This is a genomic window from Actinomycetota bacterium (assembly GCA_040905475.1).
GTDB lineage: Bacteria > Actinomycetota > AC-67 > AC-67 > AC-67 > DATFGK01.
The window spans coordinates 1-21,954 of sequence record JBBDRM010000089.1; the positions used below are offsets into that span (position 1 = coordinate 1).

The 21,954-nt window shown below is 67.4% G+C and carries 19 protein-coding genes; 14 read left to right on the forward strand and 5 right to left on the reverse strand.

Annotation, left to right across the window (positions count from 1 at the left end):
• From WEB06_09815 to WEB06_09825, 3 genes are all read right to left on the reverse strand, one after another.
• Positions 1–228, reverse strand: a 228-nt coding sequence (locus tag WEB06_09815) for a ResA-like WAxxUGC motif-containing protein (protein MEX2555917.1), incomplete at its 3' end; no start/stop codon positions are given.
• A gap of 33 nt (positions 229–261) precedes the next feature.
• Positions 262–1,320 (reverse strand): DUF3866 family protein, encoded by a 1,059-nt coding sequence (locus tag WEB06_09820; GenBank protein ID MEX2555918.1) that lies wholly within the window; start codon positions 1,318–1,320, stop codon positions 262–264.
• A 36-nt stretch (positions 1,321–1,356) separates the two neighbouring features.
• A complete protein-coding gene (locus tag WEB06_09825; GenBank protein MEX2555919.1) occupies positions 1,357–2,241 on the reverse strand; it encodes an alpha/beta hydrolase in 885 nt (294 codons plus the stop codon).
• Between the two features lie 51 nt (positions 2,242–2,292).
• On the opposite strand from WEB06_09825, the gene WEB06_09830 reads away from it, so the two are divergent.
• Entirely contained in the window at positions 2,293–3,258 is a 966-nt protein-coding gene (locus WEB06_09830) for a WYL domain-containing protein (protein MEX2555920.1), read from the forward strand.
• Positions 3,258–4,238 (forward strand): WYL domain-containing protein, encoded by a 981-nt coding sequence (locus tag WEB06_09835; protein ID MEX2555921.1) that lies wholly within the window; start codon positions 3,258–3,260, stop codon positions 4,236–4,238. Before WEB06_09830 ends, WEB06_09835 begins: the two co-directional genes overlap by 1 nt.
• Here the strand turns inward: WEB06_09835 and WEB06_09840 are convergent.
• On the reverse strand, positions 4,235–6,316 hold the full coding sequence (locus tag WEB06_09840; GenBank protein MEX2555922.1) for an ATP-binding protein: 2,082 nt from the start codon (positions 6,314–6,316) through the stop codon (positions 4,235–4,237). The two genes, WEB06_09835 and WEB06_09840, sit on opposite strands and share 4 nt — an antisense overlap.
• Positions 6,313–7,716: an ATP-binding protein gene (locus tag WEB06_09845; GenBank protein MEX2555923.1), complete on the reverse strand. Its 1,404-nt coding sequence runs from the start codon at positions 7,714–7,716 to the stop codon at positions 6,313–6,315. Before WEB06_09845 ends, WEB06_09840 begins: the two co-directional genes overlap by 4 nt.
• A 210-nt stretch (positions 7,717–7,926) precedes the next feature.
• Between WEB06_09845 and WEB06_09850 the strand changes: the two genes are divergently transcribed.
• The 12 genes from WEB06_09850 to WEB06_09905 all read left to right on the forward strand — a co-directional run bounded on the left by WEB06_09850 (position 7,927) and on the right by WEB06_09905 (position 21,951).
• On the forward strand, positions 7,927–8,259 hold the full coding sequence (locus WEB06_09850) for a hypothetical protein (GenBank protein MEX2555924.1): 333 nt from the start codon (positions 7,927–7,929) through the stop codon (positions 8,257–8,259).
• Positions 8,260–8,496: 237 nt separating this feature from the next.
• Positions 8,497–9,627, forward strand: coding sequence for a hypothetical protein (locus tag WEB06_09855; protein ID MEX2555925.1), 1,131 nt, complete (start codon positions 8,497–8,499; stop codon positions 9,625–9,627).
• Between the two features lie 281 nt (positions 9,628–9,908).
• Positions 9,909–11,480, forward strand: coding sequence for a hypothetical protein (locus tag WEB06_09860; protein MEX2555926.1), 1,572 nt, complete (start codon positions 9,909–9,911; stop codon positions 11,478–11,480).
• 133 nt (positions 11,481–11,613) lie between these two features.
• Positions 11,614–12,708: a 4-hydroxyphenylpyruvate dioxygenase gene (hppD, locus tag WEB06_09865; protein MEX2555927.1), complete on the forward strand. Its 1,095-nt coding sequence runs from the start codon at positions 11,614–11,616 to the stop codon at positions 12,706–12,708.
• 5 nt (positions 12,709–12,713) lie between these two features.
• A complete protein-coding gene (locus WEB06_09870) occupies positions 12,714–13,826 on the forward strand; it encodes a homogentisate 1,2-dioxygenase (protein ID MEX2555928.1) in 1,113 nt (370 codons plus the stop codon).
• 432 nt (positions 13,827–14,258) lie between these two features.
• Positions 14,259–16,262 carry an LPXTG cell wall anchor domain-containing protein gene (locus WEB06_09875; GenBank protein MEX2555929.1) on the forward strand — a complete coding sequence of 668 codons (2,004 nt, stop codon included), beginning with the start codon at positions 14,259–14,261 and terminating at the stop codon, positions 16,260–16,262.
• A gap of 76 nt (positions 16,263–16,338) precedes the next feature.
• Positions 16,339–16,581, forward strand: coding sequence for a hypothetical protein (locus WEB06_09880; protein MEX2555930.1), 243 nt, complete (start codon positions 16,339–16,341; stop codon positions 16,579–16,581).
• A 116-nt stretch (positions 16,582–16,697) separates the two neighbouring features.
• The gene (gene tatA / locus WEB06_09885; GenBank protein MEX2555931.1) at positions 16,698–16,931 is read left to right on the forward strand and encodes a twin-arginine translocase TatA/TatE family subunit; all 234 of its coding nucleotides are present in this window, start codon (positions 16,698–16,700) and stop codon (positions 16,929–16,931) included.
• A 32-nt stretch (positions 16,932–16,963) separates the two neighbouring features.
• Positions 16,964–17,701 (forward strand): twin-arginine translocase subunit TatC, encoded by a 738-nt coding sequence (gene tatC / locus WEB06_09890; GenBank protein ID MEX2555932.1) that lies wholly within the window; start codon positions 16,964–16,966, stop codon positions 17,699–17,701.
• Positions 17,702–17,709: 8 nt separating this feature from the next.
• Complete coding sequence (locus WEB06_09895; GenBank protein ID MEX2555933.1) at positions 17,710–18,399, forward strand: hypothetical protein; 690 nt, start codon at positions 17,710–17,712, stop codon at positions 18,397–18,399.
• Between the two features lie 2 nt (positions 18,400–18,401).
• Entirely contained in the window at positions 18,402–19,286 is an 885-nt protein-coding gene (locus WEB06_09900) for a diacylglycerol kinase family protein (GenBank protein MEX2555934.1), read from the forward strand.
• Between the two features lie 28 nt (positions 19,287–19,314).
• Positions 19,315–21,951, forward strand: a complete 2,637-nt coding sequence (locus WEB06_09905) for a DEAD/DEAH box helicase (GenBank protein MEX2555935.1) — start codon at positions 19,315–19,317, stop codon at positions 21,949–21,951.
• Positions 21,952–21,954: the final 3 nt, after the last annotated feature.

A 21,954-nucleotide genomic window follows, 5' to 3' on the forward strand; every position in this document is an offset into this window, starting at 1 on the left:
CGCGCGTCCTGCGACGGTGTCGGGCCCGAGCGCCCACAGGCCGTGCTCGGCGTCTTCCACGAGCGCCATGCCGAGCCGCTCGGAGAGGATGTTCGCGCCTATCGTCCCGCCCTCGTGCGGAGGCATCGGCACGCAGAGCTCGGCCTTGCACGCGCCCTGCGGCTTGAGCGCCCAGCCGGTCCGGCGCTCGAGCTCGGCAACGTCGACGTCCAGCGACTCGAGGATCACATCGAGAAGGCTAGCGCAGGCGTCTGAAGACCATCACCCACGGAGCGCGAGGACGGCCGCGGCGGCGGACGCTCGGAAGGCGTCGGGATCATCGTCGAACGAGCGGCCCATTGTTCGCAGTGGCACCGGCGAGGAACGCAGCGCCTCCTCCGCGGGGCCCAGGTCGACGTCGAACTCGGCGAACTCGTGGAGCCCCGCTTCGGCAAGCTGCCGCTGGACCAGCTCGGCTCGGTCGGGCGCGAGGATCGGCACCGCGATGATCGACGGCACGAGAGCGGCGAACCGGAGCGCCGCGAGCGTGTGATGCGACACGCCTCGGTGACGCTCGCGCGGATCCGCGAAGGAGATCCTCGGAGCCACGATCGGCCGTCCCATCAGCCGCGCGACGGCGTTCACGACCTCGCCGGCTTCGATCGATGCGAAGCCGAATCGCGAGGCGGTGCCGAGGTGACCTGGCCCCGGTGCCACGATCACGAGGTCGGCGTTCGCGACGACGCGCGCGGCGATGACGCCGGAGAACTTGTTGACGGCTTCCAGGTCGCCGCCGAACGCCTGGCCGCATGTGATCGTGACGTCGACGAGGCCGAGATCCTTCAGGCCGGCGACGGTTTCGCTGAACGCGATCGGCAGCGCCCCACCCTCCGTCATGACGAACGCGACGCGCGCGTCGGGACGTACCGCCTTTCCAGCGACGGCCGCAGCCGCGAGAGCGCTGTGCAGCCCGGCCACCACGACCGGCGCTCCTTCGAGCCCGCCGAATGAATCCATGGCCTCGCGGTGCGATTCCTCGACCGGGAGGACCGCGTGCTGCAGCGGCGTGTAGCGCAGCTTCATCGCGTGGCCGCCGTGTTCCGAGCCGTCGAGGTCCGCCCCGCCTTCGACCGCGATGACGAAATGGACGCCCCCGGTGCCGAGCCCGAGCGTGACCGCGCCGGTGTTCAGGATCAGGCGGTCGCCGGGTCCCACCGGGCCGCAGAGGTCCTCGTAGGCGATCGCCCGTTCCTTCGAGCCCTCGACTTCGACCAGGACGGAGAAGACACCCGGTCGGGTCCGTTCGACCTCGATCGCGACGCCGCGGCGGATGCGGATCATCGAGAAGAGCCTACCGCCCGGTCGAAGAGCAGCGGGTCAGCCGCAGTCCACGACGTGCGTGCAGAGGAAGCTCGCCGTCCGGCGGACGATGTCACCCTCCTGCGGGGAGAGGTCGTGCTCGCCGCTGAGGTACGTGGTGAGCGAGCAGACGCCCGAGTGGATCACGATCCCGGCGCAGGTTTCGAGCGCGACCGGGTACGGCGCGGTCGTGTCGTGTGTGCCGTTGAACAATGCGATCGGGGGCGGAGCGGTCTCGATGCGGCGGAGGTCGGCGCCTCCCGAGATCGACACGGCAGCGGATACATCGGAAGGCCGGCCTTCGTTGCCGGAGTCTCCGGGATCCTCGGGGTTGAACGCGGTCTCGAGCGCCATGTTCGCTCCGGCGGAGAACCCCGCTACGACGATCCGGTCGGGATCGACCCGCAAGGTCTCTGCGTTCGCACGGATCCACCGCACCGCGGCCTGCATGTCGTGCTGTGCGTCGTGCATCGCGTCGGGGAGGCTGCCGGCGAGCGACCCGACGACCAGATCGAGGAAGGTCGGCGATCCCGGCGTCCCGGGTGGTCTGATGCGATACGAGATCGAGGCCGTCACGTAACCCCGCTGCGCGAAGCCGGTCGCGAGCGCGACGACGAAGGCCTCGTCCTTGGCACCGCCGGTGAAACCGCCGCCGTGCGCCCAGATGATGACGGGCCGCGCCGCGGCATCGTCGCCGGCCGGCTCGTACAGGTCGAGGGTGAGCGCTTGTTCGTCGCCGAAGTTGTCGATCGCGGAGCCGTAGACCTGATCGTTCGCGACGGTGACCGTGGTGAAGATGGGGTCGAGGTAGCGTGTCCCCGATGCGGTCGCCGGCGTGCCGCTCGTCGCGGCCGCCAGGATCGTGCCCGCCGCTACCAGGCCGAGTCTCCGAAAGGATCCCACGTCACAGGGTTCTTCACCACGCGTCGCATCACCTGCCGTTAGCATCAACGCGTGGCCGACAAGACCGAACGCCTGCTCAACCTGATCGCGCTGCTCCTCGAGACGCGCCGTCCGGTCGGTCCGGACGAGATCCGCGCCAAGATCCCCGGCTACGGGGAGGGCGACGTCGCCTTCCGCCGCATGTTCGAGCGCGACAAGGAAGAGATCCGCGAGCTGGGCCTTCCCCTCGAGCTCCTCTCGGCGGACGCGTGGGACGGCGACGAGGGCTACCGCATCCGCAAAGAGGCGGCGACGATCCCCGAGCTCGACCTGACGGCGGACGAGCGCGCGGCGCTGTTGCTCGCTGCGCAAGCCTGGGAGGGACAAGCCGTTCCGGGCGATCCGGATCGGGCGCTGATGAAGCTTTCGCTCGCCGCCGGCGCCGGTGAGGAAACAGCCGACGCGGGATCGTGGTTCCGGACCCGGGTCGACGCCTCGGCGCCGGTGCTGAGCGCGCTCTTCGACGCGATCGAGCGGCGCAAGCGCGTCACGTTCCGATACCGGACCGGCGGCGGGGGAGAGGCGCACGAACGAAGCGTCGACCCGTACGGGCTGCGGCACCGCGGCGCGTGGTACCTGGCCGGCTTCGACCACGACCGGAACGAGATCCGACACTTCAAGCTCGAACGGATCGACGGACGCGTGAACGTCGCGGCGGGGAAGGATCCCGACTTCGAGACCCCCGTCGGCGTTTCAACCGAGATCCCGCGTGGGCCGTGGGCCGAGGGCGGATCCGAGGCTCGCGTCGCCTTCGCGCCCGACGCGGCCTGGTGGGTCGCGCGACGAACCGGCGCCGACGCCTCGGTAACGCGTGAAGACGGGTGGGTCGAAGTCACGTTGCCGTTCGACGATCGCCGCGTGTTCCTGTCCTGGATCCTGGGCTTCGGAGAGGACGCCGTCGTCCTCGAGCCAGAGGACCTGCGCGCGGAAGCCATCGAGCGTCTGCGCGTCGCGACGATGATCGCCGTGGAGGTCTGATGCCGCGCGTCGCCGCGAGTCCGCGCCTCGAGCGACTCCTCTCCATGGTTCCCTGGGTCATGGCTCACCCGGGAGTCACGGTGGCCGCGGTATGCGAACGGTTCAAGATCACGCGCGAGGAGCTCGCGGCGGATCTCGATCTCCTCTTCATGTGCGGGCTGCCTCCGTTCGGTCCCGGCGACCTGATCGTCGCGTACATCGAGGGCGATCAGGTGGTTATCGAGGATGCCGACTACCTCGCGCGGCCGATGCGCCTCACCCGCTGGGAAGCGGTGCGTCTCCTCGTCACCGGCCGCGCGCTCGCCCGACTCGAAGGCGTGGTCGAGGCCGATTCCTTGCAGCGTGGTCTCGAGAAGTTGGAGGCAGCGCTCTCGCCCGAGGAGGCCGCCGCAGCCGCCGCGCTCGCCGAGCGGGTGGCGGTCGAGCTCGAGGGGACGGGCGCGGAGCCGATGCTCGCCGAGCTTCGGGAGTCGATCGCCGACCGGCGCCGGCTCAAGATCACCTATTACTCGTTCGGCCGCGATGAGATCTCGGAGCGAGAGATCGATCCATACGTCGTGTTCGGGGCGCTCGGTAACTGGTACGTCTCCGCGCACGACCAGTCCTCGCAGGAGCAGCGCGTCTTCCGGGTCGATCGCATCAAGGAGATGACGGTGACCGACGAGCACTTCGAACCGCCGGAAGGTTTCGACGCCGCGGGCGTCGCGCGCGGGCCGCTCTTCGTGCCGTCGTCGCACGACGTCCAGGTCACGCTCGACCTGGCGCCGGCAGCCGGCTGGGTCCGTGAGATCACGCCGCACGATCGCGCCGACCCGCTGCCCGACGGCTGGACCCGGATGATCTTGCGAACGGCGCACTTCCAGTGGCTCGCGCGATTGGTGCTCCGTCTCGGCGATGACGTGCGCGTCGTGGGCCCTCCGGAGCTCGCGGAGCGCGTGCGTGAAACCGCGAAGGGAGCGCTGGAACGCTACGGCGCCTAGGGAGCTTCGGGCGGCGTGACGACCGGTGGGACCTTCGGGATCGTGAACGAGAACTTGGATCCCTTGCCGAGGGTCGAGTCGGCCCAGATCCGCCCGCCGAGCGTGTCGACCAGCGTCTTGCAAACGTAGAGACCGACGCCCGTGCCGCCGTGCCGTCGCGTCGAGCGCGAGTCGAGCTGGCCGAACGCGCGGAACAAGCGCGGCAGATCGCCGGAGAAGATGCCCACGCCGCCGTCGATCACGGTGACACGGAGTTCCTCGTCCGCCGGAGTCAGCTCAACCGTGACCGGCGTGCCGGCATCCGAGTACTTCAGCGCGTTGTCGATCAAGTGGTACAGGATCTGCTCGACCTTGGTGCGGTCCATCTGCAGGGGCGCCTGCGGCACCGGCGTCCGCAACGAGATCGGGCGCGAGAGATCGCGGCGCCGGAACTCGTCGATCACGTTGGTGCAGACCTCGACGAGGTCGTCCCACGCGACGTGCAGCGGCGGCCGGGCGGTCTCGATACGCGAGACGTAGAGTAGGTCCTCGATCAGGCGCTCGAGCCGCTCGGCCTGGACGCCGACGCCCACGAGCGCGTCGGCGCGCGACTCGTCGTCCATCTCGTGCCCGCGCCGGCGTAGCGTAGAAGAGAACCCCTTGATGATCGTGAGCGGTGTGCGGAGCTCGTGCCCGATCACCGCCAGGAAGTCGGCCTTGCGCTGCTCGAGCTCACGCTCGGCGGTCACGTCGTCGAGCACGAGCACGCGTCCGCCCTTCGCCTTTCCGACCGACACACGTGACGCACGGGCTCGGAAGGAGCGCGGATCGCCGTCCGTCGAAAGGATCACCTCGCGAAGGACGTCGTCGGTCTCGTCGAGCAGGATCTCTTCGATCGGCTGCGGCAGTTTCCCGCGGGCCGGCTGCCCGAGCTCGAAGTCCGGAGAGAGGCGGAACGTCTCGGCCGCGGCCGGGTTGATCGCGCGGAACAGGCCGTGGTCGTCCACGAGGAGGATCGGAAGCGGAACCGAGAACACGATCGTCTCGAGCTCCTCCTCCCGGGTCAGGATCTCTCGGTAAAGCATCGCGTTCGTCAGGGCCAGCCCGGCCTCGAGCGCGAACGTGGAGATCGTCCGGAGGACGCGTGGATCCTCGGCGTCGCTGAGCGCGACCCCGAGCAGGCCCCCGGCTGAGCCCTCTGCGCTCCGAAGCGGCACAAGGGCGAGCGGGAGGTTCCCCAGATCTGGAGCGAGTGGAGCGAACACCGGATCAGACGAGACCTGTCGCACGACGATCGCCTCCGTGCGCTCGAAGCACGTCCGGAAGCCGGGAGCGGAGATCACGTCGCGCAATCCCGAACGCGAGAGCCCCCGATAGCGGGCGAGCTCGAGCGCGCGGCCGACCCCGCCGGCGAGCACGAGGAACCCCGCATTGGAGTCGGCGAGCGTCAGCGCCTCGCCGAGCGCCGCGTCGCCGACCTCCTCGATCTTCAAGGACGACGCCAGACGGACGCTCGCCCCGCGCAGGCCCTCGAGCTCGCGCGCGTACCGCTCGGCGTCGCCGAGCAGCTTCGAGTTCTGGATCGCGAGCGCTGCGTTCTCCGCGAACAGCGTCGCGAGATGGAGGTCGTGCTCGGTGAAGCGCCGCCCGGGCGTCATGATGTTCACGTTGAGCACGCCGATCGTCCGTCCGCGGCCGCGGAGCGGGACGCACACCGCGCCGTGGATCTGACGTTCCTTCTCCTCGTAGCCGGCGAAGCGTTGTACGTCGACGGCGGACGGGAGCAAGAGGGCTTTACCGGTCGCGACCACTTGACCGGAGATCCCCTGCCCGACCGGCACGCGGGATGTCTCGACAACCGAATCCGGGATGCCGTGCGCGGCGACGATCTTGAGCGTCGTGCCGCCGTCGTCCAGAAGCTGGAGGGATCCTTCGTCGCCGCCGAGGAGACGCAGCGCAGCGGAGAGGATCACGTCGAGTCGGGTCGGAAGATCGACGGGCTCGTTGGCGGCGCGGCTCGCCTCGATGAACGCGGCGAGCTCGTCGGAAGAGACGTACGAGGAGGACGGGAGCGGCTGAAGGGCTCGCAGCCGTTTCACGCGTGGGCCTCCTGTCGCACCGGCATGGTCCGCGCGCGTGGAACAGTGAACGCGAACGTCGAGCCGGCCCCGGGGGTGCTCGTGACCCACACGCGGCCGCCGTGCGCTTCGACGAGCCCCTTCACGATGTACAGCCCGAGTCCCGTGCCGGCGATCTCGCGGGTCTCGTTGGTGGTGATGCGCTGGAACTTCTGGAACAGGTTGGCCGCGTCCTCCGGTGCGATCCCGAACCCGCGGTCGGAGATCGCGACTTCGATCTCTTCGCCGGAGGTCGTCGCAGTGATCCGGATCGGCGTGTGCTCGGGCGAGTACTTCACGGCGTTGTCGATCAGATTTATGAAGACCTCCTCGAGCTTCGCCTGGTCGGCGCGAAGTGCGGGAAGACCCGGGTCCAGGTCGACCAGGATGCGGCGAGCGCCCCACTTGCTGTGGAACTGGCCGATCAGTGCCGGCACCATGCGGCTCAGCGCGACCTCGGTCCATTCGACGCGCACCCGCTTCGACTCGATCCGGGACACCTGGAGAAGATCGTCGACGAGCCGTGCGAGGCGTTCGGCCTGCTCGTTGACCGTGATCAGGAATTCGCGTCTCGTCTGCGGGCTCAGCTCTTGATCCTTGACGACGAGCGTCTTGGCGAACCCACGGATGGCGGTGAGCGGCGCGCGAAGCTCGTGCGAAACGATCCACACGAAGTCGCGCTGCATCTGATCGATGTCCTTCTGCGCCGAGATGTCTCGAAGGATCGCCAGAGCGAGGATCGGTTGCGACGTCTCCGGGTCGAGGATGGGGGAGAAGGTCGCGGAAACCCAGCGCTGCCCCCCATCCGGCTGTCGGATCGTCAACTCGGTGGCCGGACGCGACGAGCCCTCGGTCAGAACCGCCGCCAGCGGGTACGCGTCGCCTTCGAGCTTCGCGCCGTCGGCCGTGGCGAACTGCAGGACGACCGGAGCGAAACCGCCGAGCACGCGCCGAGGGGCACGTCCCGAAAGACCGTGCATCGCGGTGTTGAATCGGAGGAGGCGAAGGTCTGTGTCCACGACGGCGATCCCGTCGGCGGCGCCGTCCAGGAGCGCCGCGTTCGTGTCTCGCTCCCGTTGCAGCTCCGACAAGTAATGGAGGCGGGTGCTCAGCTTGGTGCTTTCGATCTGCTCTTCGGTGAGCCGGTCGCCGAGCCGCCTCAGGTTGCGCTCCCGATCGATCGCATACAGCACGAACGCGGCGATCAGGCCGAGGAGCGCGATGCGGAGGGTGCCCTGGGGGAGCAGGTCACTGTTTTCATTCTGGCTTCCCGAGGAGACGAAGACGACGCCCGCCGCAAGACTGCCCAGGATCGCGAACGTGATCGCCCACAGCTGCCAGCGGGCACGTTGGATCTGGTCCGGTCGGGGTCGCTGATCCATGGTTTCCAGGCGCCGGCGCGCGCCGGCTCTTTCGTGGGATGTATCGGCTTCGACGGGGGTTCCATGAAGCCGTTGGCCTGCGGGTTGTCCGGATGGCCCGATGGGTAAGGCTTCGGGCGCTATGAATCCCCCATTCGTGCTACTCAAGCGATCTTTCCGGGTGCCGATATCGAAGGCATAACACCGACGCGACTGAGCGTGGAGGCCCCGGTGACGACGATCAAGGCGACCTGCCCAGGTTGTGGCGAGGTCGAGCTGACCCCAGACGATATCGAGCTCCGTGTGTGCACTCACGCGCCGGCCTCTTACTACGTCTTCGGATGCCCGACCTGTAGCAACGCCATCCAGAAGCCCGCAGACGACCGCGTCATCCAGCTCCTGATCTCCGGCGGCGTGCGGGCGATCGTGTGGGAGCTTCCCGACGAGATCCTCGAGTCCCACGCGGGCTCGCCGTTCACCCACGACGACCTTCTCGACTTCCACCTTCTGCTCGAGCAGCCGGACTGGTTCGAGAGCCTGTTCAGGGTCACCCAAGACTCGTAGCCAGATCGTTCCCCCCCCCCGGGGGATCGGTCCCGATGCGACATATCGGGACGCAGGTCCCAGCCCCGTTCGCTCCCCATCGGGGCCTTTCGCATTCACTAGGCTGGTGAACTCGGCGTTCTCTCCCCTTGCCGGGTGCGCAGCGTGAGGGGCGTTAGACTTCCGGTTCGTAGAGGATTGGACGGGTCTTGGCCTGGGGAGAAGATCGCCATTGAGGGTCACTATGGGGGGGTTCTGATGCGGTCATTCCGTTTCCAGCCGGTGCGCGCAGGTCGCTATCTCTTGATGGCGGGTGTCCTGTCGCTTCTTGCCACTCAAGCGTTCGGAGCAGGCTCCGCGATCGCGGCAGAGGAGATCGTGTGCTACTCGGTAGCGGATCAGGGCGGAACCGGCGGCGGACAGGATGACGCCGGACAGGATCTGCTGACTCGCATCGATCCCGACGACTCCAACCCCGCAACCAATGAGACGACGATCGGGACGGGGACCGGTACGTTCCGGGTCGAAGCCGCAGCCTTCCAGCCCGACACGGACGTGCTGTTCGCGCTCGACGGTGGGCAGCTCGGAACCGTGAGTCTCACGACCGGCGTGTTCTCCGCCAAGGCTTCTGCGGTCGGAACCGGCTCGGGGTCGGCGGGGGACATCGCATTCGACAACGTCGACGGCCTCACCTTCGACCCGGGCGACGGAACGCTGTACGGCAGCCACCGGATCGCCGGCGACGCGCCCGACGTTCTCCTGATCATCAACCCTTCGACCGGAGCGCACGTCCCGGACGCGTTCGGCCCGGGGACCGATTACGTCCAGATCACGCCGCTGCCCGACCAGGCGAAGATCGACGACCTCGCGATCGACGCGGGTGGCACCATGTACGCGATCGCCAACGTCGGCGGACACGCCGATCGACTCGTGACGATCAACCCCGACACCGGCGCCCTGACGGACATCGGCGCCACCGGAACGGACGACGTCGAAGGGCTGACCGTCGCGCCGGACGGACGCATGTTCGGATCGACCGGCAACGAGGGGGTCATCGACGGTGGGGCGATCTGGGACATCGACCCCGACACCGGCGTCGCCTCCAACGGGCGGCCGCTCGACAACACGCGCGACTACGAGTCGATCTCGTGCATCGCCGAGGCCGGCGCGCCTTCGCCGTCGCCGTCTCCGACCGTGATCCCGACGGAGACCGAGACCGGCGGTCCCGCACCGTCGCCGACGGCCACGGTCCAGGGCGTGAAGGTCATCGCCGAGACGGGGGGTTCGACCGCGGTACCGGGATTGATCGTTCTCGGGTTGATGAGCATCACGGCCGGTGTCGTGATGGTGTGGATCGCCGGCCCGAAAGAAGAGAGAGTCTCTCTCTGAGAGTGGGAAAAATGTTCACCGACGGCGTTTGACTCCGCAAGCGCGGTGGGTGGAGAATCTGCCCGGCACTTCGGGTGCCTGACAGACGAGCGAAGCGGATCCTCCTTCCCCCCCGAGCACCGTCGGGCCATTTCCGGATGATGAAGCGTTCTTCCCCGACGTCCTCCGGGCCCGCTCGGTCCTCTTAGCGAAGCGGTCGGCCTCCACGATCTTTCGGCGGCCGAGGCATGCCCCGGCTGGGCGTCGGGGCCCGAGCGCGTAATTCGCAGGAGGGCTTGGATTTGAGGTTCCGGCCAGCCCGAGCCGCAAGGCTCGGCGCTACACGCCGCACTGCACCACTGCTCTCCGGAGTTTTTCTTCTCCTGCTGGCGCTGGCGTTCGCGCTGCTTGGAGCGCTGCCGGCCGCCGCTCAGGAAACGACGTGCTATGCGGTCGCCGACGAAGGTGGAAGCGACGGCACAGGCTCAGACCAGTTCGCAGAGGACCTGCTGACACGAATCCATCCGGACGACCCAGATCCCGAGACGAACGAGACAAGCATCGGGACGGGCACCGGAACCTTCAGCATCGAGACGGCCGCGTTCCAGCCCGGCAGCGACGTCCTGTTCGCCGTGGACGCCGGTCGTCTGGGGACCTTGGACATCGAGAGCGGGGAGTTCTCGGCGCGGCCGTCCCCGCTCGGGACCGGCTCTGGTGCCAACGGCACGATCGACTTCGAGGACGTGGACGGCCTGACCTTCGATCCGGACACCGGGACGCTCTACGGGAGCCAGCGGGTCCGAACCGAGGATCCGGACGTCCTGCTGATCATCGACCCCGACACCGGCGCCCATGTGCCCGACGCCTTCGGTACGGGTGTCGACTATCTGCCGGTCACGCCACTCCCGTTCGAGACGAAGATCGACGACCTCGCCATCGACACGGACGGAACTCTGTACGCCATCACGAACCAGGGCGGGCACGGCGACCGTCTCGTCACGATCGACCGGGAGACCGGCGTCCTCAGTGACGTCGGCGCAACGGGAGAGGACGACGTGGAGGGCCTCACCTTCGCGCCGGATGGCGGCCTGCTGGGAGTTACTGGGAAGGAAGGGTTCCAGGGCGGGGCACTCTGGGACATCGATACGACAATGGGCAAGGCCTCCAACCCGAGGCCGCTCGACAACGGCGGAGACTACGAATCGATCGCGTGTATCGCGACCCCGCCCCCGCCCCCGCCCCCGCCCCCGGAGGTGGGCTCCATCACCATCGTCAAAGACTCCGTTCCCAACTCTGGCGTGAACTTCGGCTTCACCGGCGACCTCGGGGAATTTGCGCTCGACGAAGACGGCAGTTCCTCGGTGCCGAGCTCGCGCACTTTCGGGGACCTGGAAGCCGGAAGCCACGTGGTGAGAGAGACCGTCGTCGAAGGATGGAACCTAACCAAGATCGCGTGCACGGATCCCGACGACGGCACCGATGTCGACATCGGGGGTGCAACGGCGACGATAGACCTCGATGCCGGTGAGAGCGTCGTGTGCACGTTCACCAACGCGCGGCTCGCGGTTCTCGGCGGGCAACCGCCGCTGCCGGCGACCGGGGTCCCCGGCCTAGGGATCCTCTCGCTCATCGGTGGCGGCATGATCACGGCCGGCTTCGGCATGCGGTCGATGGCGGAGCGCGTCCCCAACGCTCCGAGGGGTCTGCGACCCGGGTTGCTCGGTGCGGCTGCCGCGTACCGCGTGACGGGGATGCCGACTCCGGCGATGGGCCCCGGTGGGAACCGGTGGATGATTCGCGGCGCCTCCGCGATACGTACCGCCGCGCGGGTCGTCGCTATGGAGCGAGGGCCACCCAGACTCCGCTCGCCGTAGCGTGCGAGAAGGACAAGGGACCGCGGCGGCGGTCCCTTCGCTTTTGGGGGAAGATGAGGAGCGTTTGCGCTCGATGATGCGGTGATACCCTTTTGATGCTGAGGCCCCGCGCTCAAGAGGCTGGAGGGACTCCATGACCGACGACGCTTTTCCCATCCTCGGGATCGACCACATCGAGTTCTGGGTCGGCAACGCCAAGCAAGCCGCCTACTACTACTCGAACGCCTTCGGCTTCTCGCCCGCCGCGTATTCAGGTCTGGAGACCGGCGTGCGCGACCGGACGAGCCACCTCCTCGCTCAAGGTGACATCCGATTCGTGTTCACCGGCGCGCTTGGTCCCGATTCGCCCATCGCCGCACACGTCGCTCGTCACGGCGACGGCGTGCGAGACGTCGCCTTCCGCGTCCCCGACGCGGAGGATGCGTATCGGGTAGCGCTGGCGCGAGGTGCGACCGGAGTCTCCGAACCCACCGTCACCGAAGACGAGGGCGGCAAAGTCATACGAGCAGCGATCGCGACCTACGGAGAGACGATCCACTCGCTCGTTCAGCGAGAGGACTACGCCGGGGCGTTCCTCCCCGGCTTCAAAGCCGTCGAGGGCAAAGGAGCTTCGGGCGTCGGCCTCGTGGCCGTCGACCATGTGGTGGGCAACGTCGAACTCGGCAAGATGAACACCTGGGCCTCCTACTACGCAGACATCATGGGCTTCGCGAACCTCGTCCACTTCAAGGACGACGAGATCTCGACCGAGTACACGGCGCTGATGAGCAAGGTGATGTGGGACGGCATCGGACGGGTGAAGCTCCCGATCAACGAGCCGGCCAAGGGCAAGAAGAAGTCGCAGATCGACGAGTATCTCGAGTTCTATCGCGGCGCCGGCGTGCAGCACATGGCGCTTCAGACGGAGAACATCCTCAGTACCGTGGGGGAGCTTCGAAGCCGCGACGTCCAGTTCCTCCGCGTCCCCGACGTGTATTACGAAGAGGTACGGGCGAAGTTCGCCGACCTCGACGAGATCGACGTTGACGCCTTGCGCGAGCTTCGGATCCTCGCCGACCGTGACGAAGAGGGCTATCTGCTCCAGATCTTCACCAAGCCGGTGGTGGATCGCCCGACCCTTTTCTTCGAGATCATCGAGCGTCGCGGGTCTCGCGGGTTCGGGCTCGGCAACTTCAAGGCCCTGTTCGAAGCCATCGAGCGCGAACAGGCGCTCCGCGGAACGCTCTAGAGCCGGTGTTCCCGCTCTCGAAGGGAAAGGTCGCCCGGCAGGCCCACGTCGGCCTCCCCGACGGCACCTATGAGGAGGAGCACGGCCGCGAGGCCTTCGCCGGCCGAGCCTCCCATCTGTACCGATCGCACCCGCCGACGGCCTGGATAAGGATCGAGGGGCCGCTGAGGCCCGCGGCGTACGACCTGAACGGCCTCAAAGCGTCCGACATGTCCGACGCCCGGGCCGAGTGGACGCCGATCGCATCCAACGACGAGGTATCGCTCTACGTGTCGCGCCGGCGGGACGCCATGCCGTATTTCCTCAGGGACGCCGACGGGGACCTCTGCTACTTCGTGCATCAAGGTAGCGGCATTCTGGAGACGGACTACGGTCCGCTTCGGTTCGGTGACGGCGACTACCTCGTCCTTCCGAAAGGCACGACGCATCGCTTCTTGCCCGACGGCGAACTGTTCCTCTTCATCGTCGAGGGTCGCGGTGAGTTCCACCTGCCCGACCGCGGGATCCTCGGCAAGCACGCGCAGTTCGATCCGGGCGTGCTCGAGACGCCCGAGCCCGAGGCGCACGACGAGCGCGGTGAGTTCGCGGTTCGCGTCAAACGTGGCGGCGAGTACACGACGCTTGTGTATCCGCATCACCCGCTCGACGTCGTCGGATGGCAGGGCGATCTGTGTCCCATCCGATTGAACGTCGCCGACTTCCGCCCGATCGTGTCGCCGCGGTATCACCTTCCGCCGTCGGTGCACTGCACGTGGGCGAACGAAGGATTCGCGGTGTGCACGTTCGCGCCACGACCGACCGAGACCGGCGACCCGGACGCGCTGCGCGTGCCGTTCTTCCACGCGAACATCGACAATGACGAAGTGATCTTCTATCACTCGGGCGCATTCTTCAGTCGCACCGGCATCGGGCCGGGGATGATGACGCTGCATCCGCAAGGCTTGCACCACGGACCGCAGCAAGCGGCCATCGAAGCCTCGAAGTCGAAGGAGTTCGCCGACGAGTTCGCGATCATGGTCGAGGCCGAGCATCCCCTCACCGTGAGCCCGGCGGCCGAGGCGGTCCGCATCCACGGCTACGAGGTCTCCTGGGCCCGCGGCATGGGCCTCATCGACTAGCGTCCGCCTCTCGGAGGTCCCGACGAACCGGGTCTCCACCTCTGCCTGAGCCTTCTCCGGCCCGGGATACTTCCTTCCAATCCGGAAGAAGGCGAAGCTGAACCCCCTGCTGAGGGCCGCTACCGCGTTGACCGCCTGGGTAGTAACGGCTACTTTGCGTAGCATGGAACTACTGCCCGCGTTCGACCATCGTTGGGTCGGTTCGGGCGGTAGGGAAGGGTGCGGAAGGGGGGACGGCGCTTCGGGTTCCATACCATGCGAAGCAACGTTACCGACCGCACCGGCGGTCGGTTTTTTGTTGGCAACAGGGGCGACAGGATGTTTTCGCACCACATCCTTTCCTCTCCGAGCCGGGCTCCAACAGAGCACCGACCGGATCACAGCTACGCGCGTTACATCGCACGACGATGTTGAAGGAGGTGACACACCAGAATGATAAAGAGACGAGCGTTCGTCATCCCAATGATCACCCTCGTGATCATGACTGCGCTCGCAGCGATCGCCCCGGCGGCGCATGCGGACGGAGGAGATTTCTCCATCGACTTCATCGCAGCCGGCCCGTTCACCTACGACCACGACACGGGCGTCGGGGGCGAGTACGCCGACCGCACGATCTCCAAGACGGAAGGCGTCGTCGAGTCACTCGAAGGCGGCGACTTCGAATGTGGAGACAAGGTCGTCTACTTCGCAGCGATCACCGTGGACGCTGGGGCGACCGGCGAACAGGACATCGAGATCGATGTCGGTTTCCTCGCCGAGCCAACCGGACAGCCGGGGGTCGGACACGTCGACCTCGTTAGTGCGTCACCGAACACCGGTGACAGCGGCATGGCCGGCGACACGGGCGACACCACAGCTTCGATCGTTCCGGGGACCGAAGAGATCGACACTTCGGGATCCAGCGACGAGCTGGTCGCCACGATCGCCATCAACAACCTCGACCCCGGAGAGGTCTTCATCCTCCGATTGGTCACGGAGTTGGGTTGCATCTTCGACTCCGAACCAACCGGCAACCTCCAGGCCGAGATCCACGCCGGACGGGTCGTCGCCCCCGAAGAGGACGCGATCCGGATCGGGAACCAGACGATTCCGTTCAAGAGCTTGGCCGACATCTCGCAGCCGGCTTCCGTCTCGGTGTCCGTCGGTGCCTGTCCGGCACCCGGTTCGCCGACGGTTCCGGTAACGATCGAGATCGATCCGGCAGGCTCGGCGACGGTGACCATCACCGGGCCGGGAGGCCCCTACGTGGTTACGGGCGACGGCGACACGCTGGACCTCGAGCCCGGGAACTACAGCTGGACGGCCGAGGCGATGCCGGGGTTCATCCTCAGCGGAGCCACGTCCGGGGACTTCACCGTGCAGGAATGCCCATCCCTGCCGGCTGCGGTCTCGGTCGATGTCGGCGCGTGCCCCGCTCCGGGGTCCCCGACGGTTCCGGTGACGATCTCGATCGATCCGGATTCTTCGGCCACAGTGACGATCGAAGGTCCGGGCGGTCCGTACGTGGTCACCGGCGACGGTGACGTGCTGGATCTGCTGCCGGGCGATTACACCTGGACGGCGGAAGCAGCGCCGACGTATGAGCTGGAGGTCGACTCCGGCGAGTTCACCGTGCAGGGATGTCCGTTCCTGCCGGCGTCGGTTTCGGTCGAAGTCGGTGCCTGCCCGGCACCGGGCTCGGCGACGGTTCCGGTCACCGTGACGATCGATCCTCCGGGTTCGGCCACCGTCACGATCGAAGGTCCGGGCGGTCCGTACGTCGTTACCGGCGACGGTGACACGTTGGACCTCCTCGCCGGCGATTACACATGGACGGCGGAAGCGGCTGCGACGTACGAGCTGGAGTCTGACTCCGGCGAGTTCACGGTCCAGCCGTGTCCCGCCATCCTGGCGTCGGTCATCGTGACCGTCGGCGCATGTCCGGCGACTTCGTCGGACACCAAGCCGGTGTCGGTCACGATCAACCCCGACGGCGCGGCGGACGTCACGATCACCGGCCCGGGCGGGTACAACGCCGTCGTTACGGGTACGGGCGCGACGCTCGACCTCGCACCGGGCACGTACACCTGGAGCGCAGTGGCCAATCCGACGTTCGAGCTCCTCGGCGCCGCCGAGGGAACGTTCGAGGTCGGCAGCTGCGTGATACAGGTGTTGCCGAAGACGATCCTGCCGAAGACCGGTACCGAGCTTCCGGGTCTGGGAGCTTTCGGTCTCGCCTTCGTTCTCCTCGGTGTCGGGATGGTGGCGTTCTCTCGCCGCCAGACCCCCGTCGCCGTGAGCGGCCGCCGCACAGCGATCGTCGATCGCCTGAGCGGACGGTCCGAGAGCGTCGGATTCTTCGTACCGGGACCCGTCATCCAGCGGATAACCGATCTCAGGCGACGCATCCCCCGCCGGATGCATCGTCGGGTGACGAACCGCGGGACTGCCACCTAACGGCTCGAGCTAGCGAAGGGACGGAGCTCAGGCTCCGTCCCTTTCGTTTACCAGGCCCGGTTAGGATATCGGCGGGATGCTCGCGATCTCCGCATGGACCTGGGTCATCGCCGCGGCGCTCGCGGTGATCTCGCTTGCCGTGCTCGCCAAGCTCACGATGGGCCTGCTGGGCCGGCTCAAGGAGCTGAACCGCTCCCTCCAGGGAGCCTCGGGGCAGCTGAACGAGATCCTCGACGAGATGCGCAGCGACCTGGATCGCGCCTCCGAGGGGCTCAGCTCGCTCCGCCGGCTCCGTGAGGACGCCCCCGACCGGCCCTGACGTCCCCCGCAGCCCGGAACTAGGGGAAAAACCGCCGAAGAGGGCCTCGTCGCTGAAACCACCCCCTGATACACTCGACGAGGCTCCTGCGATGCGGGGCCCCAAGGAGGGAAACCATGTTCCAGCGTCTCGGTCCTCTTGAGATTGCGCTGATACTCGCGATCCTCGTGCTGCTCTTCGGTGCCAAGAAGCTGCCCGATCTCGGGAAGTCGATGGGGAAGTCGATCCGCGAATTCCGGAGTGCGACGAAGGGCCTCGCGGACGACGACGACGACCTCGCCGATAAGGACGCTGCTCCGGACGAGGCGAAGCCGGCGAGCAAGGCGAAAGCTAAGGGCCCCGCGGACTAGCCGCGGAGCGCCCTGCCCGTACCCCATTGGTCATGCGCGACGCCCCGCGCGCCGAGGCGCGCATGACGATCATCGAGCACCTCCAGGAGCTCCGTCACCGGCTCGTCGTCAGCGCGCTCGCGCTGTTCCTCGGCAGCATCGTGGCCTACATCTTCTACGACCCGATCCTCGAGGTCTTGAAGCTGCCGCTCGATCAGGGCGGCACGATCGCCGGTTTCAAGGTCGAGCTAAGCGTGCGAGGCGTGACGAGCGCGTTCCTGGTTCGCATCAAGGTGAGCATCTTCGGCGGGCTGGTCATCGCGCTTCCCGTCGTCCTGTATCAACTCTGGCGCTTCATCACCCCGGGTCTGGAGCCCAGGGAGAAGCGGTACGCGCTTCCGTTCGTCGCCGGCTCGATCGGGCTGTTCGCGCTCGGGGCGCTATTCGCGTATCTCACGCTGCCGCAGGCGATCGGTTTCCTGCTCGGCTTCGCCGAAGGCCTTCAGCCGATCATCTTCATCGACGAGTACGTGGGATTCGTCATGTTCATGGTGCTGGCCTTCGGGATCACCTTCGAGCTGCCGATGGTCGTCCTGTTCCTGGGGGCCGCCGGGATCGTTTCGTCGAGGCGGCTCCGCGGGCTCCGGCGGCACGCGCTCGTCGGCTCGGCGGTCATCGCAGCGGTCGCGACGCCATCCCAAGATCCGTACACGCTCGTCCTGATGGCGGTACCGTTGTACCTCATGTACGAGATATCGCTGCTGATCATCCGGTTCGTCATGAAGAAGTAGGAGGCTCGTTGGCGATCAAGGGGAGGAAGCGACCGCGTCCACGGGGGCAGGCGCTCCCGCCGAGGCCGACCGTGCCGGCGCGTCGGACGCCGCTCGGACAACGCCGCGAGGTCAAGCGGGCCCTCGTGATCGTGCTGTCGCTCCTCACGCTGCTCGGCGGACTTCGCGTCTGGCAGAACGTTTCCCGTAGCGACGCCGTCCGCGAGTTCAACAGGAAGCTCCTGTCTGCTCAGGAGCCGCTGATCATGCATCTTCGTCAGGACTCGTTGACCAACGTCCAGACGAATCTCGACCAGTTCCAGAAGGGCCAGATGGAAGGCAAGAAGTTCCTCGACCTGTCCGCCTTGTGGGAAGCGGACTTCGACAAGGCCAACAAGGCGGTCGATGCGCTGGATGCTCCGAACGAGGTTTCGGGGAACGCGCAGGAGCTGATCGTTGAAGGGCTCGATGGCTACGTCGGGGTGGCGCGGCTTTACAACGTCGCCGCACAGCTCAAGCAGAACGCCGAAGCCGAGAAGGACGCCGCCAAGAAGAAGCTGTGGGATGACAAGATCCAGGTGATCCTTCAGCACGCGCTCGAGTGGCGTCAGCGCGCCGATCGCGTCTACGCGATCGGTCAGACGATGTTCGACGACCTGAAGGACCGGTACGGCGTCGAGCCCAAGCTCGACATCCCCACGGACGGAACCGGCCAGTAGGCATGTCCGAGGGCCGCTCGGTCGGCCTCGTCGTCAATCCCTCATCCGGGCGCGGGAAAGCCGCGCGCGTCCTTCCCGAGGTGCTGACCCGGCTGACCGGGATGGGGTGCGAGGTCGAGGTGCTCGAATCTCGATCCGCCGAGCACGCCTCCGAGCTCGGTGCGGATGCCGCGTCGCGTCACGAGGTCGTCGCCGCCGTGGGCGGGGACGGCATGGTTGCCTTCGTCGCCCAAGGGGTGATCGGGTCGCGCGCGGCGCTCGGGATCGTGCCGGCGGGTACGGGGAACGACCTCGCGGCGAACCTCGGATATGCGAGGCGCAAGCCGCTCGAGGCGTGCGTCGTGCTCGCACGCGGCCGACGCCGATCCATCGACATCGGCCGGATCGAGGGCGGGCGCGCCTTCCTCTGTGTCGCCGGAGGCGGCTTCGACTCCGAGGTGAATCGGGATGCCAATCGCATCCGCTACCTGCGCGGAACGGCGGTATATCTGGTCGCCGTCCTGCGGACGCTCAAGCGCTTCCGCCCCGCGCGCTTCGACGTAACGCTCGACGACGAGCGGCGCTCCTTCGCCGGCATGTTCGTGGCGGTCGGCAACGCCTCGTCGTACGGCGGGGGCATGCGGATCACGCCGGACGCCCGGCTCGACGACGGCGTCTTCGACGTGTGCATGGTCGGCGAGATGGGGAGGGCCACATTGCTGGCGCAGCTCCCGCGGCTCTTCACCGGCGGGCACGTCCGGCATCCGGCGGTCGAGGTCGCACGGGCCCGGCGCGTTCGGATAGAGGCCGACCGTCCGTTCGCCTTGTACGCCGACGGTGAGGAGGTCGGGCCGCTCCCCGCCACCCTCACGCTGGAACCGTCGGCGTTGGACGTTGTCGCGCCCTGAAGCGCCACGCCGCCTAGGATTGGGCACCGTGGACCTCGCCGACTTCCAGCGTGGGTATCCGTTCCCCTTCGACGACTTCCAGGGCGCGGCGTGTCGCGCCCTCGACGAAGGACGGAGCGTTCTCGTGTGCGCGCCGACCGGTGCCGGCAAGACGGTGGTGGGGGAGTTCGCGGTGTGGGCCGCCATCCAAGGTGGAACCAAGTGCTTCTACACGACGCCCCTGAAGGCGCTGTCGAACCAGAAGTTCGGCGACTTCATCGCGCGCCACGGCGCGGCGAACGTCGGGCTCCTGACCGGCGACAACTCGATCAACGGGGAAGCGCCGGTCGTCGTGATGACGACCGAGGTGCTCCGCAACATGATCTACGAGCAGTCGCCGACGCTGAACGGCCTCGGCTACGTCGTCATGGACGAGGTCCATTACCTCAAGGATCAGTACCGGGGTGCCGTCTGGGAGGAGGTCCTCATCCAGCTCGACGAGGACGTCCGCGTCGCGGCGCTGTCCGCCACGGTCTCCAACGCCGAGGAGTTCGGCGAATGGCTCTCGACCGTTCGGGGGAAGACCGACGTGATCATCACCGAGAAGCGGCCGGTGCCGCTCGAGCACCACCTGATGGTGGGGGACAAGCTCCATCCCCTGTTCATCAGGGAAGGGGACGAGCTCAAGCCGAACCCTGCCCTGCGAAGGCTGGGGGAGTCGAGCCCCCGGAAGAACAAGGATTGGCGGCGTCCGCCGCCGCGCCGGTCGCGCCTGGTGCCCGACCGGGTGGACGTGGTCGAGCGGCTGCGGAAGGAGGCGATGCTGCCGGGGATCTACTTCATCTTCTCCCGCGCCGGCTGCGACCAGTCGGTGCGGCTCTGCTTGCGGGCCGGCGTGCGGCTTGTCGACGAGGAAGAGCGCGAACGGATCCGCGAGTACGTCGAGATGCGTACGTCGGTGCTCCCCGTCGAGGATCATGCGGTTCTCGGGTACGCCGAATGGTTCGAGGGTCTCGTGCGCGGCGTGGCCGCCCACCACGCCGGGATGATCCCCCTGTTCAAGGAGACGGTCGAGGAGCTGTTCGAGCGCGGCCTGGTCAAGATCGTGTTCGGTACCGAGACGCTCTCGCTCGGCATCAACATGCCGGCGAAAGCCGTCGTGATCGAGCGGCTGATGAAGTTCACCGGCGAGCGGCACGAGATGATGACGCCCGGTGATTTCACCCAGCTCACCGGGCGGGCCGGCCGCCGCGGGATCGACCCGGTCGGCTACGGGATCGTCCTGTTCCAGCCCGACATCCCGCCGGACCGCATCCTCCATCTCGCGTCGACGCGCACCTACCCGCTGGCTTCCTCCTTCCGCCCGTCATACAACATGGCCGTCAACCTGATCCGCCGCTACGCGATCGAGGACGCGAAGCGACTGCTGAACCTGTCGTTCGGGCAGTTCCTCACGGATCGCGGCGTGACGCGCCAGGAGCGCCAGATCGAACGCAACGAGAAGTTCCTCGCCGGCTACCGCGAGCACATGGCGTGCGATCGCGGCGACGTCGCCGAGTACTGGGGCCTCGTGAAGAAAGCGCGCGCAGCCGAGAAAGCGACGCGTGTTGACGGAAACATCCGCCGTCGCGAGCAGATCGCGTCGTTGCGACCCGGTCTGGTCGTCAACCTGCGCCGCGGCCGCATGCGAGGGAAGGTGGCGATCGTGGACGTCCGCCGCGGGAGTGGCGGCCAGCCGCAGATCGTCGTCGTTGCGGCCGACGGCCGAGCCGCGCGGCTCGGTATGCGGGACTTCGGCTTCGGGCCCGAGATCGTGGGCGAGATCCGGCTTCCGCGCGGAGATCATCGATCCCGCTCGTTCCGGACCGAGGTGACCAAGCGGCTGTCCGAGCTCCCCTCGACCCGGCGTCGCTCCGGGGCGGGTGAGCTTGATGAGACGCCGGTCGAGCGGCCGGAGATGCTCGGCTCCGGGTCCTCATCGCCGTGGGAAGAGGTCCGCGCCCATCCCATCCACGCGTGCCCCGATCGCGAGGAGCACGAGAAGTGGGCGGAGCGGCACGACTCCCTCACGAAGGACACCGAAGCGTTGCGCAAGACGGTGACGCGCAGGACCGAGACGCTCGCGCGCATGTTCGAGCGCGTGCGCGACGTCCTGGGACGGTTCGGGTACGTGGCCGAGGACAAGCTCACGGAGAAAGGCGAGCGGCTGTGCCGCATCTACAACGAGAGCGACCTCCTGGTCGCCGAGGCGATGGCGCTGGGACTGCTCGACGACCTGGACGTCCCCGACCTCGCCGCCATCATCTCCGCTCTCGTCTATGACCCACGAGGATTCGACGTGGAAGTGAAGTGGCCGACCGACCGCGTACGCAAGGCGTTCGGCTCGCTGATGCGAACCTATCGCCGCATCCACGAGGCGGAGGAAGCGAGCCGTGTCGAGCTCTGCCGCGAGCCGGAGCCGGGATTCGCCGAGCAGATCTGGTGGTGGGCGAAGGGCGAGCCGCTCGAGGAGGTCCTCGCGATGGGGGAGCTGTCGGCGGGGGACTTCGTTCGCACCACCAAGCAGGTCTGGGATCTGCTGCGTCAGCTGGCCGAGGTGGCGCCGTCCGAAGACCTCTCCGCCCGATGCCGGAATGCCGCCCGGGCCGTCTATCGCGGGGTCGTCGCCTACAGCGGCGCGATCTGAGCA

Bases quoted from the DNA above. Each gene is read 5' to 3' on its own strand.
- WEB06_09820 (MEX2555918.1), bottom strand. From the start codon at position 1,320: ATGATCCGCATCCGCCGCGGCGTCGCGATCGAGGTCGAACGGACCCGA.
- WEB06_09835 (MEX2555921.1), top strand. From the start codon at position 3,258: ATGCCGCGCGTCGCCGCGAGTCCGCGCCTCGAGCGACTCCTCTCCATG.
- WEB06_09845 (MEX2555923.1), bottom strand. From the start codon at position 7,716: ATGGATCAGCGACCCCGACCGGACCAGATCCAACGTGCCCGCTGGCAG.
- WEB06_09855 (MEX2555925.1), top strand. From the start codon at position 8,497: ATGCGGTCATTCCGTTTCCAGCCGGTGCGCGCAGGTCGCTATCTCTTG.
- hppD (MEX2555927.1), top strand. From the start codon at position 11,614: ATGACCGACGACGCTTTTCCCATCCTCGGGATCGACCACATCGAGTTC.
- WEB06_09875 (MEX2555929.1), top strand. From the start codon at position 14,259: ATGATAAAGAGACGAGCGTTCGTCATCCCAATGATCACCCTCGTGATC.
- WEB06_09880 (MEX2555930.1), top strand. From the start codon at position 16,339: ATGCTCGCGATCTCCGCATGGACCTGGGTCATCGCCGCGGCGCTCGCG.
- tatA (MEX2555931.1), top strand. From the start codon at position 16,698: ATGTTCCAGCGTCTCGGTCCTCTTGAGATTGCGCTGATACTCGCGATC.
- tatC (MEX2555932.1), top strand. From the start codon at position 16,964: ATGCGCGACGCCCCGCGCGCCGAGGCGCGCATGACGATCATCGAGCAC.
- WEB06_09900 (MEX2555934.1), top strand. From the start codon at position 18,402: ATGTCCGAGGGCCGCTCGGTCGGCCTCGTCGTCAATCCCTCATCCGGG.